We start from the raw sequence: 15,191 nt of genomic DNA, 5'->3' as shown, positions 1-15,191 counted from the left end.
CGGCTTCCGTAGAGTGGACGAATGGACTCACTCATTCATTCACTGCGTGACATCACCATCCGGCGAATCTCGGTCAGCGAGATGAACAACAACGTGTACCTGCTCACCGCGAAGGCAAGCGGTGCGCAGCTCCTGATCGACGCCGCGGACGACCTTCCGGCCATCCAACAGATGATCGAGGACTCGGCCGCGGACACCAAGGCCACACCGAAGCTGGCCCTGATCGCCACGACGCACCAGCATTGGGACCACGTCCGCGCGCTTCCCGGGTTGGTGGAAGCCACGGGCGCTAAGACCTCGGCCGGAGCGGACGACGCGGCCGCGCTGCCGGTACCCGTGGCCGTACCGCTGCACCATGGCGATGTGGGAAACTTCGACGGTTTCGACATCACTTCGGTGCACTTGCGCGGCCATACCCCGGGTTCAATCGCCTACGTGTACCAGGACCCGGAAGGGCCCACGCACATTTTCAGCGGCGACTCGTTGTTCCCGGGAGGGGTTGGCAACACGCAGAACGATGCCGCCCGCTTCACGTCGCTGTTGAACGACGTAACGGAACGACTGTTCGAGGCTTACCCGGATGACACGGTGGTGCATCCTGGCCATGGAGATCCGACGACGCTTGGCGCGGAGCGGCCACACCTTGCAGAATGGCGCGAGCGCGGCTGGTAATCCCTAGGGACATGCTCATTCTTCGAGCCCGGGAGTGGACATATCAGGAATATGTCCACTCCTTGCTACCAACGTTGAGCATGTCCTGCGGAGTACCTAGAGCACAGCTGGCCCAGCGGCCGGAGTGCCTAGCGGCTGCGACGCTCGTTCGACGCCGGAGCCGAGGCACGGCGCGGGCCGCTGCGGGCCGGGCGACCCGAACCCGAGTTACCCGAGCCGGAGCCGTACGAGCCACCGGAGTTGCCGCCGGTGTTCGAGGACCAGACGGACTTGTTGCCGCTGCTGCGCGTAGCAGTTGCGGACTCGGTACGCGGGGCCGACGCCGAGCGGTTGCCGCCGGCAGCACGCTGACCAGTCGCCGGACGGCCGCTGCGACCGTTCTGGCCCTGTGCAGCGGGCACGTCGTTGCGGTGAGTGGAAGCAGAGTTGCCGCGACCACGCGAGCTGCGGGCGACGTCGTCGTTCGCTGCTGCGCGACGATCCGCACGGTTGATGTCGGTGCGTACCGGCTCGGAGCCAACCTTGCCACGGCCACCGCGACCACCACGGCCACCCGCAGTGGGTGCAGCCTGGGTGGTGCGGCGGTTGCGCTTGCGCTGGGCATTGGCACCAGTGGAGGTGCCGCCACCCTGCTGCTGGGTCTTCGCTGCGAGCAATGCCGCACGGGTGCGGGGGTCAACCTTGTCGGCAACCTGGCCCACGAGCTGGGCAACCAGCGGGGAGCTGGCCGTGACGCGCTCGAACGAGACGTCGACGCCGGCAGCCTTCATGAGCTTCTTGACGTCGGACTGCTGCTCGGGAAGCGTCAGCGTGACCACGGTGCCGTCTGAACCTGCGCGGGCCGTACGGCCGGAGCGGTGCAGGTATGCCTTGTGCTCTGTGGGCGGGTCTACGTGGATGACGAGTTCGACGTCGTCAACGTGCACGCCGCGGGCTGCGACGTCCGTGGCCACCAGGACCCGGACCTCGCCGCTGGCAAACTCGGCAAGGTTACGGTCACGGGCATTCTGCGACAGGTTGCCGTGAAGATCGACGGCGGGGATGCCGCAATCGGTCAGGGTTTTGGCGAGCTTGCGTGCGTGGTGCTTGGTCCGCATGAAGAGCAGGCGGCGGCCGGCACCGGAGGCCAACTCGACGATCAGCTGCTTCTTGACGGTCTGGTCGTTGACCACCAGGACGTGGTGCTCCATGGTGGTGACAGCGGCCTGGGGGTCGTCCACGGAGTGGGTCAGCGGGTTGGACAGGTAACGGTTGACGAGCTTGTCAACACCGTTGTCCAACGTCGCGGAGAAGAGCAGGCGCTGGCCCTGGGTGGGGGTCATGTCCATGAGCTTCTTGACCACCGGGAGGAAGCCGAGATCGGCCATGTGGTCGGCCTCGTCCAGGACGGTGATCTCGACGGCTTCGAGAGTCAGGATGCGCTGGCGGATGAGGTCCTCAAGGCGACCCGGGCAGGCGATGACAATGTCGACGCCGGCACGTAGGGCCTTTTCCTGGCGGGCCTGGGAGATGCCACCGTAGATGACCGTGGTGTTCAGGCCCATGGCCTTGGCCAGCGGTTCGATAGTGGCGTTGATCTGGGTGGCGAGCTCGCGGGTCGGTGCGAGGACCAGGCCCATGGGGCGGCCGGGCTTGCGGAAGTGCTTGGCTTCGCGCTCGGCGAGACGTGCCACAAGCGGGATAGCGAAAGCGATGGTCTTGCCGGAGCCCGTGCGGCCACGGCCCAGGACGTCGCGGCCTGCGAGCGTGTCCGGGAGGGTCTTGACCTGGATGGGGAAGGCTTCTTCGATGCCATCTGCAGCGAGGGACTCGGCGATGGCCTTGGGCGTGCCAAGGGCAGCAAAAGTAGTCATGTGTTTCAAGGGTCTTTCTGGCGGTGTCCAACGGACATCGTCCCCCGACGCCGGTTGGGCCGAGGGTTCGCCGAGGAAAAAGTCAGTGATCGACCGGTAGGCAATAAGCCGTGGCCGGGACCAGAGAAAACGCGTTCATCGACGCAGGATGTGCCTCTCACATGAAAAAAGCCCACTCCCCGAATCCGGGACTAAGCGGGCATCACTGCACATCAAGTAAATCCATTCTAGCATCCGCGGGCAGCCCGCCTTTCCGCGGGGGTCTTTGTTGCCCAAGTAGCTCGCAGTAGATGTCGTTTTAAGGGCTGAAAACGACAACAACTGCGAGCCAGTTGGGTGGGTGGCCGTTGCCTCGCGGAAGCAAGTCAGGGCACGCTTGAGCCATGACGCACCAGCACGACGGCGGAGCCCACCTTCACAGCGAACCGAACCACGGCGTTGACGCAGCGCAGTTTTGGGACGAGGTGTACCAGGAAAAGGCGAAGAGGTGGAGCGGGAATCCCAATCCGCAGCTGATCGCGGAAGCCGCCGGCCTGCCCCCTGGCACCGCCTTGGACCTGGGCTGCGGCGAGGGCGCGGACGCCATCTGGCTCGCCCAGCATGGCTGGACGGTGACCGCTGTGGACGTCTCCGCCGTCGCGCTTGAACGGGCAGCAGCCCACGCGATCGAAGCGGGGCTACAGGACCGGATCACTTGGTTGCAGAGGGACTTCGCAACATGGCGTCCGGACGAAGCCTTTGATCTGGTGTCCGCCCAATTCCTTCACACTCCGCTTCTTCCGTGGCGCGATTCCCTTGCCTCGGCCGCAGCAGCCGTGGCTCCCGGCGGGGCTTTGCTGGTGGTCGGGCATCACCCGGAGGGCCTGACTCCGTGGAGCGCGCACAAGGAAATGAAGGACAAGTTCTTCACTCCCGAGGACTTAGTGGAAGCGCTCACCCGCGGCCCTGGCTCGTGGAGGATCAACGTCGCCGATTCCCGGGAACGCGTGGTGAACGGTCCGGACGGTCAGCAGGCCACCACCGTCGACAGCGTGCTCCGGGCCCACAGAAAATCTTAGGCTCTTACGTCGTCGGCTTCCTCGGCGCGGTGAGCCTCCGCGCCCTGACCACGCGGACCGCCCGAAGGTCGCCTGCCCACCACGCGCGGCGCAATGATGAGTCCGACGACGGCGATCCCGGACGTCAGTGCGAAGACGCCTGCGAAGGAGGCCACCGTCGTCGTCAGCGCACTGAAGACGAGTCCCGTCACGGCGAGCGAAAGGGCGCCTCCGAGGGAATCGGCGATGGACATTGCCGAACTGTTGAAGCCTTGGTCCTCGGGGCGCGAGAGGGCCAGGGTCATGACGCTTAGGCGCGGGTACATCAGTCCCATACCGGCGCCAGCGAAGAGCCAGCCTGCAATCGCCACCGCGGCCGGCCAGACGAACACCGTGGTCACAAGGACAACGGCCACGGAACCAAGAACCAGCGCAGAACCGATCCGGACAGCCAAGGCATTCCCGAGCCTGGAACCCAGCCGGCCCTGGACAGCGGACGCTCCTGCCCAGGCGAGGGCCGATCCGGTCAGCGCGAGTCCGGCGAACGCCGGGGTGAAGGAGTACCGCTCCGTGAGAAGGTACGGAACGTAGACCTCGGCGCCGAAGAACGCGGCCGAGGCGATTCCACGCATCAGGATGACGCTCGGCAATCCGCGGTGTGCGCCGAGGGTGCCGCGGGGAACCAATGGCTTCACGGCCAGCATCGCGATGACGAGCGCGACGGCGGCGATCACCCAGCCCACGCCGGGCACCTGCCCGGACAGGTTCAGGCCGAGGACGGAAAGGGCTGCGAGCGCGGCCCATCCCATGCGGCCGAACGCCCAAGGGACCTCCGCTGCGTTGGGCTTTGCTTGGCGCAGCCCGGTCTTCGGGGAACCTGCCTCGCGCACGCCCGGTGCGGAACGCATGCCGCGCATGGCAGGCAGGATCATTGCCAACGCCGGAACCACCAGACCGACGACGCCCAGGAAAACCCAGTGCCAGCTGCTCAACTGGGCAACCACGCCGGCAGCGAAAGGCCCGATCATCGAAGGTATGACCCAGGCCGCCGAGAACGCTGCAAAGACCTGGGCGTGCAGCCTGGCGGGGTAAACCCTTGCAATCACCACGTACAGTGCGACCGTCATGGCGCCGATGCCGAGGCCTTGGACGAGCCGCCCAGCGACGAGCATCGGCATGGAAACCGCGGTGCCGGCGATAAGCAGTCCTGCTGCGAACAGCGCTACAGACGCGTACAGCGGAGCGGCCGGACCACGCCGGTCCGCCCAATTCCCTGCGACAACCATCCCAATGACGCTCGTGGCGAGGGGCCCAGCGAACGCCAGGGCATAGAGTCCGGCGCCATTCAGTTCACGGCTCACCACCGGCATGATGGTGGTGACGGCCATGGATTCGAAGGCTGCCAGGAAGACCAGCGCGCAGGAACCCACGGTGGCCAAAAGGTAGGGGCGTTGCAGGATGCCGGCTGTCGCGTCGTGGCTAGTCATCATCCCAGCCTAGAAGCCCAAACGAGGTTGGGGCCACCATGAAAATCCATTCAAGTGATTAACGTTCACCTGAAATTAACTGTTGGCGAACACTTTATTAAATAGCCAACTATCGATTGTCCCCGTAATCATTCCGTGATCGACTCTTGGGGTGAACTTCACAAGACGCAATTTCCTGTCAGTTGCCGGATCTGCCACGGCCGCCACGCTTGTCAGCGGGGCGACCATGGGAACCGCTCCTGCTGCGACCCCACTCCCTCAACCCGGCGCTTCGGGCATCGACCACATCATTGTGGTGATGATGGAAAACCGCTCCTTCGACCATTTTCTTGGCTGGATGCCCGGGGCTGATGGAAAGCAATCCGGCCTGACGTACATTGACCGCTACGGGATTCCCCACACGACGCACCACCTGACGGATTACCAGGGCTGCGCCCATCCCGACCCCGATCATTCTTATGAGGGCGGCCGGATCCAGTTCAACAACGGCAAGAACGATGGCTGGCTACGAGCCGGTGAGAACGATGAATTCGCGGTCGGGTACTACGACTCAAGCGACATAGACTTTTGGCGCCAGGCAGGCCCCGACTGGACCGTCTGCGACCGCTATTTCGCTGCCACGATGGCCGAGACCTATCCGAATCGTTTCTATCAGCACTCGGCGGCCACAGACAGGCTCCACAACTCGACCGTCACCAGCACCATGCCCACGATTTGGGACCGCCTGGCAGCTGCCGGCGTACAGGGCAAGTACTACTACGGCGACATTCCCTTCACCGCGCTCTGGGGAACCAAGTACCTCGGAATCTCCAGGCCCTACGCTGAATTCCTCAGCGATTGTAGTTCCGGGAAACTTCCCGCAGTCTCCTTCGTGGATCCGCGCTTCATGGATGAATCCAGCGGAACCTCCGGCGATGACCACCCGCACGCTGACATCCGCTCCGGCGAGCTCTTCCTGGCCGAGGTCTACAACGCAGTGACCAAGAGCCCCAACTGGGCCAACACGATGCTGGTGGTCAATTACGACGAGTGGGGCGGATTCTACGACCACGTGCCGCCGGAAACAGCACCGGACACCAATCCGGATACCGCCAGGCGTGGCTTCCGCGTCCCGTCCTTGGTGGTTTCACCCCGGGCCCGCAGGCGGTACGTTGCACACGATAAGTACGACCACACCTCAATCTTGAAGGCCATCGAGTGGCGCTGGGGACTCCAACCCCTGACGCCGCGGGACAACGCTGCCCGGAACATCGCCGAGGTGCTCGATTTCCAATCAGCACCGAATCTCGCGGCCCCGACGTACCTCGTACCCCCCTATGTCGCTGGACCGGCATGTTCTCCCGTCGGACCGCCCGCGGAAGAAGAGTGGGCCGGTTTGAAACAAAAAGCTCTTGCGGACGGATGGATCCTGCCATGACATTCAAAACCTTCACCATTTCCAGGCTCCGGCTCGGATTTGCGGCCCTGATGGTTGTCTTGCTGACCGTTTCCGGTATTGCATTCGGCATCCACCAGACGCAGGCCCAAGCAAGCCAACCCCCGACGACCCAGGGCGCGGGCTATCTCCCCGGCGCCAAGCATGTGTTCGTGATCAATCTCGAAAACAAGGGCTACGACACCACGTGGGGACCAAGTTCGGCCGCGCCGTACCTTTCCACCACGCTGCGCAGCCAGGGCGTCCTGTTGAACCAGTACTTCGGCACCGCACACAACTCCCAACCGAACTACGTCGCCCAGATTTCCGGACAAGGCCCCAACCCGCAGATGCAGGCAGACTGCCAGACCTACTCCCCGTTCGTGAAGACCGGGACGGCAACTCCTGGCCAGGCCGTTGGAGATGGCTGCGTCTTCCCGGCTGATGTGCCCACGGTGGCCGGCCAATTGACGGCAGCCGGGAAGACCTGGAAAGGCTACATGGAGGACATGGGTACGCCATGCCGGCACCCCGCCCTCGGCGCACCTGATGACACCCAGAAGGCGAAGGTCGGGGACCAGTACGCCGCCCGCCACAATCCCTTTGTCTACTTCGCCGGGATCACGGGATCACCGGACTGCGCCAAGAACGATGTGGACCTCGGCGCCCTGAAGAATGATCTTGCTTCTGCCTCCACCACCCCAAACCTGTCCATGATCACCCCGAACCTCTGCCACGACGGACACGATTCCCCTTGCGTGGACGGACAGCCCGGGGGCCTGACCAGCGCGGATGCATGGCTTAAGCAGTATGTTCCGCTGATCACCTCGTCTCCCGCGTTCCGCCAAGACGGTGTCCTGGTGATCACCTTCGACGAATCCGACAGCCCCCAATCGGACGCCAGCGCGTGCTGCGGTGAAGGCCCGGGACCGAACTCCCCGCTTCCCGGGATCGTGGGGCAGGGCGGCGGCCGCGTCGGCGCCCTGGTCATCTCGCCCTTCACCAAGGGTGGCACCTGGTCCACCACCCCCTACAACCACTACAGCCTGCTGGCCAGCATTGAGGACACCTTCGCCCTTCCGTACCTCGGCTACGCAGCCACCCCTGGGCTGAACCGCTTCGGACTCGACGTCTACAACGCCGGCCTCTAGGCCGGGCTCCGCACCGCGAGTACCGCAGTTACGCCGTCGTCGTCAGCTCGATTGCGCGGACCGGCCCACCGGCGGCGGTGGGTACGACGGCGCCAGTCGCCGTCGAGTCGGGGTTCAGCATCCAGCCGACCCGCTTGGCCGTGCTCAGCATCACGACGCTTTCGACGAGTTCGATCCCGGGAATGCGCTGCTGGATTGCTAGTTCCATCTCCATGATCTCTGCCAGTGAACGCAGCCACATGATGATCACAAAGTTGGTGCTGCCGGTGGTGGAGGCAGTGAACCGGACGTTCCTGATGGCCCGTAGCTCGGCGGCCGCGGCTTCATGCTGTCCCGCCGGAACATTCGCGAACCACTGGCACGTCATGGGAAAGCCGGAGAATTTCTGGGCAATTTCGCAGCGGAAGGACAGCATCCGGCTCGCGAGCACGCGGCCGAGCTGCCGCTGCACCGTGGCAGGGTGGCGCCCCAGGGCACGTGCGATTTCCGCGGCGGAGGCCCTGCCATCCCGGGCGAGGAAGGGAAGAAGTGCCATGTGGCTCGCCGGCAGCGGGGTCACCGCCGCGTAGGGGGCGGACGGATTGGCCGCTTCCGGCCCGGCAAGGGCACGCAGCGCCTGCTGCTCCGCCCGGCTAAGTACGTTGAGCCGCCAAGCATAGCCGCTGGTGTGGATCCGCGTGCAGAGCGAGGTCCGGTACTTGGTGAGCCCCCGGATTTCCTTGAGCTGAGGCAATAGCCGGGTGCTGAACTCGCTCAGGTCCTGGGTGATCACGGTCAGCATGAGGTCCCGGTTGCTGGCGGCCTCCTCAACCGTGATGACCTCCGGAATCGCAGCGAGCGCGGCCGTGACCTCGGGCCTGAGGTGCATCTCGCAATCCACGTCTATCAGTGCCAGGCAGGCATTCTTGGGATCGCCCATGAGGTGCGCTGTGGTCCAAGCCGCTCCGGACTCGCGCAGCCGGTCCCATCTGGAGGCCAACGTAGTGGCATGGACGTCGAGGACTTCGGCGGCGTCGGACCAGCTGATCCGCGGCGAGATCTGGAGGGCATTGATCAGCCGGAGGTCCTCTTCACTGAGTTCCATGAGCGATCCTCTCCTAGACGGTGCGTGAATCCTGCTAATTCTGGCATGTTCCTGAATTTTTTCAGGGCTTTAGAAGATTGTGAGGCTAATCACTCCACAATGACTATGGGTACTTACCAAACGTTCAGGAAACAGGAGAGCAGATGTCGATCGCCGCAGACGCCAAAGAGATGCAGGGAGAAATCGCCCGGTTCCGCCACGAGCTCCACCAGAACCCGGAAATCGGCCTGGACCTCCCGCGCACCCAGGAAAAGGTGATCAAGGCCCTCGACGGACTCCCGTACGAAATCACCCTCGGCGAGAGCACGACGTCGGTCACGGCAGTCTTGCGCGGCACCGCACCCGGTGCGCCGCACGCTTCAGCGCAGAAGCCAGCGGTGTTGCTCCGCGCCGACATGGACGGCCTCCCCGTCCAGGAGCGCACCGGCGTCGAGTTCTCCTCGAAGATCGACGGCGCGATGCACGCCTGTGGCCACGACCTCCACACGTCCATGCTCGCCGGAGCCGCTACCCTGCTGGCCGAACGGCGCCATCAGCTGGCCGGCGATGTGGTCCTGATGTTCCAACCGGGCGAAGAAGGCTTCGACGGCGCGGGCCACATGATCCGCGAAGGCGTCCTGGACGCTGCAGGCCGCCGGGTTGACGCCGCCTATGGCATGCATGTCTTCTCCTCCCTGGAACCGTATGGCCAGTTCTGCACCAAGCCTGGAGTGATGATGAGCGCCTCTGACGGGCTTTTCGTCACGGTCCTGGGTGCCGGCGGGCACGGTTCGGCGCCCCATTCGGCCAAGGATCCCGTCACGGCAGCCGCAGAAATGGTGACTGCGCTGCAGGTCATGATCACGCGGCAGTTCAACATGTTCGATCCCGTAGTCCTGACCGTGGGCTTGCTGCAGGCCGGTACCAAGCGCAACGTCATCCCGGAATCTGCGCGTTTCGAAGCCACCATCCGCACCTTCTCGGAAGCCTCCCGCGACCGGATGATGACCGCCATACCGCAGCTCCTCACGGGCATCGCCTCCGCACATGGCCTTGAGGTGGATGTCGACTACCGCGGCGAATACCCCATGACCATCACTGACGAGGACGAGACCCACACCGCGGAGAACGTCATCTCCGGCATGTTCGGCGATTCGCGGCTCTCCCGCTGGGCCACGCCAATCAGTGGTTCGGAGGATTTCTCCCGGGTCCTCGCCGAAGTCCCGGGAACGTTCGTGGGCCTCAGCGCCGTGCCGCGGGGCGTGGACCACACCACCTCACCGTTCAACCACTCCCCCTACGCCACCTTCGACGACGGCGTCCTGTCCGACGGTGCGGCGCTTTACGCAGAGCTCGCAGTGTCCCGCATCGCCGCCCTCGCCGCCGGCAACTAACCACCACCCCAGCCACTTGGAGCAAGACATGACCGCCACCGTAGGCGCATCAGCCACCGTTCAGGTTCACAAGTCCCATCTGCGGACCCTCATTGGCACCGGCATCGGAAACGCCGTCGAATGGTACGACTGGGCTATTTATGCCACGTTTTCGCCCTTCATTGCCAGCGCCCTCTTCAGCAATGCCGACCCCACGTCCGCGGTCCTCTCCACCCTGGCGATCTTCGCCGTCGGATTCGTGGCCCGGCCGTTCGGCGGCTTCGTCTTTGGTTGGATCGGTGACAGGATCGGCCGCAAGACCTCCATGACATTCGCCGTCGGCCTGGCGGCCTTCGGCAGCCTGCTGATCGGCATCGCGCCGACGTTCCAGGCCGTCGGGGCCCTGGCCTCGGTCATGCTTCTGGTGGCCCGCCTCATCCAGGGCCTCGCCCATGGTGGCGAGTTGCCGTCGTCGCAAACGTATCTGTCCGAAATGGCGCCCAAGGAAAAGCGCGGCTTCTGGGCGACCCTCATCTACACCTCCGGCACCGCCGGCATCCTCGCAGGAACCTTGCTGGGCGCTGTCCTGACCGGGGTCCTGAGCAAGGTCGACATGAACGCATGGGGTTGGCGTATCCCGTTCCTCGTGGGCGGCGCCCTGGGCATCTACGCCCTGGTCATGCGCGCCAAGATGAAGGAGACGGAGGCGTTCGAAGCCGAAGCGCCGAAGGAAAAGCGAGAGCCCATGTGGCCGCAGATCGTCAAGTACCGCAAGCAGGCACTGCAGGTGATCGGCCTGACCGTCGGCCTCACCGTTGTCTACTACATCTGGGGCGTCGTGGCGCCGAGCTATGCCGCAACCACCCTCAAGATGGACCGCGGAGAAGCCCTCTGGGCAGGCGTCATCGGCAACATCGCGTTCATCGCCTCCCTCCCGTTCTGGGGCAAGCTGTCCGACCGCATCGGCCGCAAACCCGTGCTGATCATGAGCTCTGCCGGCGCCGCCCTGTTGCATTTCCCCATGACGTGGCTCCTGAAGGATTCTCCGTGGCAGCTGGCCGTCAGCATGTCCGTGATGCTCTTCTTCATCGCCGGCAGCGCCTCGATTGTGCCGGCCGTGTACGCCGAGCTCTTCCCCACCAAGATCCGTACCGTGGGCGTCGGCGTCCCGTACTCCATCTGCGTGGCTGCTTTCGGCGGCACTGCCCCGTACCTGCAGACCTGGTTGGGCAGCATCGGCCAGGCCAACATGTTCAACGTCTACGCGGTGATCCTGCTGGCCATCGGAATCGCGTTCGCCTTCACGATTCCGGAAACCAAGGGCAAGGACCTGACGCACTAAAACTCACCCAACTGACTCGCAGTAGGTGTCGTTATGAGCCCTCATAACGACACCTACTGCTAGTTACTTGGGTTAGTCGACGTAACGGTTCCGGCCCGCGCGGAAACCGAAGAAAGCAGCCAACGAACCCACCACGAGGAACAGGATGCCGGCCGCCGCGAAGCCACCCGTAGCTTGGTGCAACTGGCCGACCAACAGCGTTCCAGTAGACCCCAACCCGTAGCCGACGCCCTGCATCATGCCTGAAAGATGCGCGGCCGTGTGGGAATCACGGGTACGCAGCATGATCATGGTCAGAGCCACGGCCGTGAGGCTGCCCTGGCCCAGGCCCAGCAGCCCGGTCCAGAGCCAGATCAGTTCCGTCGGGCCGAAGATGCTCAGGGCGAAGCCGCCACCGGTCATCAGGGCCACCAGGGTGTTGATGACGCGCTGGTCCTTGAAACGGGCGGCCAGCCCGGGTGCCAGGAACGAACCCACCATTTGCAGCACAATCGACACGGACACGATCAAGCCAGCCGTCCCGCCGTCGATCCCCCGATCACGCAGAATCGGCGCCAGCCAGGCAAACACACTGAAGGACATCATGGCCTGCAGCACCATGAAAATGGTGACCTGCCAGGCGACGGCGGAACGCCAAACGTTCGCACCGCCGTCGGCGGCGTTGTGGCGAACGGGATGCTGACGAATCGCCAGCGGCAAGAAAAGCAAAAGTACGACGGCGGCGGGCAGTGCCCAGAACCACAGCGCCGAGGTCCATCGCCCGGTAGCCGTGAACACGGGGTAGGTGAAACCGGCGCCCAGCGCGGCAGAAGCGCAGATCGCCGTCGTATACAGGCCACCCATGAGTCCGAGCCGGTGCGGGAAATCGCGCTTAACCACACCGGGCAGAAGCACGTTGCACAGGGCTATCGCGGCGCCACACCCTGCCGTCCCGGCGAGTAGGGCGGGCAAATGTCCGGCACCGGCGAGGTCCACGGGACGCAGCAACAGCCCGGCCGTCAGCACCGCCATCGCGCCGAGCAACACCCTCTCCGCACCGAAACGGCGCGCCAGAATCGGGGCGAGCGGCGCGAAAAAACCCAACAACGTCACTGGCACGGTAGTGAGCACCACCACAGCCCAGCCCGGCAGTCCGGCGTCGGCAGTAACTTCCGGAAGGACCGCCGAAAAGCTCGAGAACACCGTCCGTAGGTTCAGTCCGATGAGCACCAGGCAGATCCCCAGGAAGACCAGTCCACGGCGAGTCTTGACTTGCGTGGGTTCGGCGGCGGGAACCTCATCGATCTCAGCATCGACGAGGATATCCGGAACGCCGGAATGCGGCTTGGTGTTCTTGGAAGTGCTTGAGGCGGGGGTCACCAACCCATTCTGGCAGTTTGTCCACATACGCTGGCTCCGCCGCGGGGCTTTGACTGTGCGAAGGTATTCTGAAGGGGATGAGTGAAACCCCAGAATCCCCTGAAACACCGCAGTCCCCGCGCCCTGTGACCCCCGGCAGCCAAGCCTCCTTCGGCACCTATGGCGGCCGGCCGGTCAGTTTCGTGCGCCGCGGGACGCGCCTTCAAGGCCGTCGCCAGGCCGCGTGGGAAGAGCACTCGGACCGCTGGGCCATCCAGGTTCCACGGCACGTGGCCAACACTTCGGTGCACCCGGATTACGTATTCGACGCCGAAGCGGAATTTGGGCGCAAGGCGCCGCTGATCGTCGAAATCGGTTCAGGACTCGGCGACGCGGTATGCCACGCGGCGGAGGAAAACCCGGACAAGGATTTCCTCGCCGTCGAGGTCTATACCCCTGGACTTGCCAACACCATGATCAAGATCAACAGCCGCGGCCTCAGCAACGTTCGAGTGGTGGAAGCCAACGCCCCCGAGGTCCTGGCCACTATGCTCCCCGCGGGTTCGGTCAGCGAGCTCTGGGTCTTTTTCCCCGACCCTTGGCACAAGTCCCGGCACCACAAGCGCCGCCTCATTCAGCCCGCATTCGCCGAACTCGCGGCGCGGTCCCTCAAGACGGGTGGCCTGTGGCGGATCGCCACCGACTGGTCCAACTACGCCATCCACGTCCGCGAGGTCCTTGCCGGTTCCGCTGAGTTTGAAAACCTGCACGACGGCGAGCGGACCGGCGCAGACAGCCCCCTCACCCAAGTCTGGGAATCCGGCGTCGAATCCATGGTGGGCGGAGCACCCGTCAAGGAAGGCCGGGCACCGGTCAGCACCGAACACACCGGCCCCAACGAGGGAGTGGACCACGTGGGCGGATGGGCTCCGCGCTTCGATGGCCGCATCCGGACGAGCTTCGAAAACAAGGCCCACGAGGCAGGCCGCATGATCTTCGACCTCAGTTACCGCAGGATCTAGCCACACGATTTGTGGGGATCGTGAGGCGGCTTAGGAGTCGCGCACTGCCCCTGCAGATCCTTGCCGAAGGGGCAGTGCGGGCAGGCGCTACGCTAGGTCCGAGGCGGCGCCGTGAGGGGCGATTTCGCCAAGTGTCCAGACATCGGAATCCGTGCTTTGGCTGCCGTGATCCGCCCTAGAATCAGCACCAACACCAGCGCGATGACCACGGGCACGCATACTGAGAGAACGATGATGCTGGTGTCTACGCCGAGTCCGATGAGGACGCCGCCGAAGATCGGGCCGACAACCGATCCGAGTCGGCCCAGTGAAGCCGCCCAGCCGACGCCTGCGGTCAGCGTTGCTTGGCGGTACAGCGTCACTGCCACCGCGGCCTGGCCGATCATGCCAGCCTGAAGTCCGAGGCCGACGCCACCGAATACCAGTAGCAGCAGCGCTTTGTCCGGGCCGAGGAATGCAGAGATGGCTAGGAACGCGATCGCTGCTGCCGAGGTTCCAGCCAGGACCGATGTCATCCGGAATCGACGCGATCCGAGGATTAGTACGCAGGCACCGATGATGCTTCCGGTGCCCAGGGCCGCCGATCCCAACGGTGCCAGACTGGTGCTGAAGCCGTAGCTGGTGAGCAGGGTCGGTAACCACGACGAGAACACGTAGAACACGGCGAAGATGAGGAACGAAAAAGCCCACAGGAGAAGCGTTCTGCTTCGTACGGAAGCATCGAACAGACGCGCAACCGACGCATGATGCTTGGCCTCGGCCGCATCGTTGGGCATTCTCGACACGTGGCTACCGGACAGTCCGAACCACAGGAACGGTAGAAGTACAGCAGAAGCGATAGCTCCGATAATGAACACCCATTGCCACCCGAATGCGCCCACGATACCGCTCCCGGCCAGCCCTGCGATGAGAGCCCCGAGCGAGATGCCCGTCATCACGACCACCGCAATCGATTGACGCATGCGACCAGGATTGACTGCGGTCGCATGGGAGACAGCGGCCGGCAGCACCGCCCCCAGTCCCAGGCCGGTCACGAAACGTAGAATCGTCAACTCTACAATCGAACCCGACCACGCTGTTAGCAGCGAACCCAGGGTGAACACGACGACCGCCGAAAAAATGACGTTTCTAGTGCCCAGCTTGGCCACGAGGCGCCCCACCGCCAGATACCCCAGAGCCACTCCAGCGCTGGTCACTGCGAGCGCAGGAGTGAAGTGCGAGGGTTGAACACCCCAGTCCTTAGCAATCGCCGGTATGGACAGGCCCAACGCGACCGTGTCGTATCCATCGAGCACTACAGCGGCACATGCGAGACAAAGTACCCACCAATTCGGTTTGGTCTCTTCCTTCTTGGGTTCGCTCATCGTGTCCATCGGACATCCTTAAGGTTGTGAGGGCTTCGAATGCAGTTTCGAAGCGGGGCATGCCACCGTCATTGG

Annotated in this window: 12 protein-coding genes; 7 read left to right on the top strand and 5 right to left on the bottom strand. The window is 64.2% G+C overall.

Going from position 1 to position 15,191, the window contains the following annotated elements; genetic code table 11:
• Positions 1 to 21 precede the first annotated feature (21 nt).
• Positions 22 to 672, top strand: coding sequence for an MBL fold metallo-hydrolase (locus OW521_RS13970; RefSeq protein WP_268020232.1), 651 nt, complete (start codon positions 22 to 24; stop codon positions 670 to 672).
• 128 nt (positions 673 to 800) lie between these two features.
• Here OW521_RS13970 and OW521_RS13965 read toward each other — a convergent pair whose 3' ends face one another.
• Positions 801 to 2,525 carry a DEAD/DEAH box helicase gene (locus OW521_RS13965; protein WP_268020231.1) on the bottom strand — a complete coding sequence of 575 codons (1,725 nt, stop codon included), beginning with the start codon at positions 2,523 to 2,525 and terminating at the stop codon, positions 801 to 803.
• A 383-nt stretch (positions 2,526 to 2,908) separates the two neighbouring features.
• Here OW521_RS13965 and OW521_RS13960 point away from each other — a divergent pair, with 383 nt between their 5' ends.
• Positions 2,909 to 3,583, top strand: coding sequence for an SAM-dependent methyltransferase (locus OW521_RS13960; protein WP_268020230.1), 675 nt, complete (start codon positions 2,909 to 2,911; stop codon positions 3,581 to 3,583).
• Here the strand turns inward: OW521_RS13960 and OW521_RS13955 are convergent.
• Complete coding sequence (locus OW521_RS13955; protein ID WP_268025880.1) at positions 3,580 to 5,049, bottom strand: MFS transporter; 1,470 nt, start codon at positions 5,047 to 5,049, stop codon at positions 3,580 to 3,582. The two genes, OW521_RS13960 and OW521_RS13955, sit on opposite strands and share 4 nt — an antisense overlap.
• A gap of 151 nt (positions 5,050 to 5,200) precedes the next feature.
• Between OW521_RS13955 and OW521_RS13950 the strand changes: the two genes are divergently transcribed.
• Together OW521_RS13950 and OW521_RS13945 are read left to right on the top strand one after the other, a co-directional pair.
• Complete coding sequence (locus tag OW521_RS13950) at positions 5,201 to 6,466, top strand: alkaline phosphatase family protein (RefSeq protein WP_268020228.1); 1,266 nt, start codon at positions 5,201 to 5,203, stop codon at positions 6,464 to 6,466.
• Positions 6,463 to 7,614 (top strand): alkaline phosphatase family protein, encoded by a 1,152-nt coding sequence (locus OW521_RS13945; protein ID WP_268020227.1) that lies wholly within the window; start codon positions 6,463 to 6,465, stop codon positions 7,612 to 7,614. Before OW521_RS13950 ends, OW521_RS13945 begins: the two co-directional genes overlap by 4 nt.
• A 28-nt stretch (positions 7,615 to 7,642) precedes the next feature.
• On the opposite strand, the gene OW521_RS13940 is transcribed toward OW521_RS13945, so the two are convergent.
• Positions 7,643 to 8,698 carry an Lrp/AsnC family transcriptional regulator gene (locus OW521_RS13940; RefSeq protein ID WP_268020226.1) on the bottom strand — a complete coding sequence of 352 codons (1,056 nt, stop codon included), beginning with the start codon at positions 8,696 to 8,698 and terminating at the stop codon, positions 7,643 to 7,645.
• A gap of 143 nt (positions 8,699 to 8,841) precedes the next feature.
• Between OW521_RS13940 and OW521_RS13935 the strand changes: the two genes are divergently transcribed.
• Both OW521_RS13935 and OW521_RS13930 read left to right on the top strand, forming a co-directional pair.
• Positions 8,842 to 10,071, top strand: a complete 1,230-nt coding sequence (locus tag OW521_RS13935) for a M20 metallopeptidase family protein (RefSeq protein WP_268020224.1) — start codon at positions 8,842 to 8,844, stop codon at positions 10,069 to 10,071.
• 28 nt (positions 10,072 to 10,099) lie between these two features.
• Positions 10,100 to 11,392 (top strand): MFS transporter, encoded by a 1,293-nt coding sequence (locus OW521_RS13930; protein ID WP_268020223.1) that lies wholly within the window; start codon positions 10,100 to 10,102, stop codon positions 11,390 to 11,392.
• Positions 11,393 to 11,464: 72 nt separating this feature from the next.
• Here OW521_RS13930 and OW521_RS13925 read toward each other — a convergent pair whose 3' ends face one another.
• Positions 11,465 to 12,751, bottom strand: a complete 1,287-nt coding sequence (locus tag OW521_RS13925) for an MFS transporter (RefSeq protein WP_268020222.1) — start codon at positions 12,749 to 12,751, stop codon at positions 11,465 to 11,467.
• 77 nt (positions 12,752 to 12,828) lie between these two features.
• Here OW521_RS13925 and trmB point away from each other — a divergent pair, with 77 nt between their 5' ends.
• Positions 12,829 to 13,752 (top strand): tRNA (guanosine(46)-N7)-methyltransferase TrmB, encoded by a 924-nt coding sequence (gene trmB / locus OW521_RS13920; protein WP_268020221.1) that lies wholly within the window; start codon positions 12,829 to 12,831, stop codon positions 13,750 to 13,752.
• A gap of 92 nt (positions 13,753 to 13,844) precedes the next feature.
• On the opposite strand, the gene OW521_RS13915 is transcribed toward trmB, so the two are convergent.
• The gene (locus OW521_RS13915; RefSeq protein WP_268020220.1) at positions 13,845 to 15,116 is read right to left on the bottom strand and encodes an MFS transporter; all 1,272 of its coding nucleotides are present in this window, start codon (positions 15,114 to 15,116) and stop codon (positions 13,845 to 13,847) included.
• Positions 15,117 to 15,191 lie beyond the last annotated feature (75 nt).

It is taken from the genome of Arthrobacter sp. MMS18-M83, from assembly GCF_026683955.1.
Classification (GTDB): Bacteria; Actinomycetota; Actinomycetes; order Actinomycetales; family Micrococcaceae; genus Arthrobacter.
The sequence above is the reverse complement of the archived record's forward strand: the minus strand, read 5'-3'. Positions and strand labels throughout refer to the sequence as shown.

Excerpts from the sequence above, each read along its gene's own strand:
- OW521_RS13970 (WP_268020232.1), top strand. The coding sequence starts at position 22 with ATGGACTCACTCATTCATTCACTGCGTGACATCACCATCCGGCGAATC.
- OW521_RS13965 (WP_268020231.1), bottom strand. The coding sequence starts at position 2,525 with ATGACTACTTTTGCTGCCCTTGGCACGCCCAAGGCCATCGCCGAGTCC.
- OW521_RS13960 (WP_268020230.1), top strand. The coding sequence starts at position 2,909 with ATGACGCACCAGCACGACGGCGGAGCCCACCTTCACAGCGAACCGAAC.
- OW521_RS13955 (WP_268025880.1), bottom strand. The coding sequence starts at position 5,049 with ATGACTAGCCACGACGCGACAGCCGGCATCCTGCAACGCCCCTACCTT.
- OW521_RS13945 (WP_268020227.1), top strand. The coding sequence starts at position 6,463 with ATGACATTCAAAACCTTCACCATTTCCAGGCTCCGGCTCGGATTTGCG.
- OW521_RS13940 (WP_268020226.1), bottom strand. The coding sequence starts at position 8,698 with ATGGAACTCAGTGAAGAGGACCTCCGGCTGATCAATGCCCTCCAGATC.
- OW521_RS13935 (WP_268020224.1), top strand. The coding sequence starts at position 8,842 with ATGTCGATCGCCGCAGACGCCAAAGAGATGCAGGGAGAAATCGCCCGG.
- OW521_RS13930 (WP_268020223.1), top strand. The coding sequence starts at position 10,100 with ATGACCGCCACCGTAGGCGCATCAGCCACCGTTCAGGTTCACAAGTCC.
- trmB (WP_268020221.1), top strand. The coding sequence starts at position 12,829 with ATGAGTGAAACCCCAGAATCCCCTGAAACACCGCAGTCCCCGCGCCCT.
- OW521_RS13915 (WP_268020220.1), bottom strand. The coding sequence starts at position 15,116 with ATGAGCGAACCCAAGAAGGAAGAGACCAAACCGAATTGGTGGGTACTT.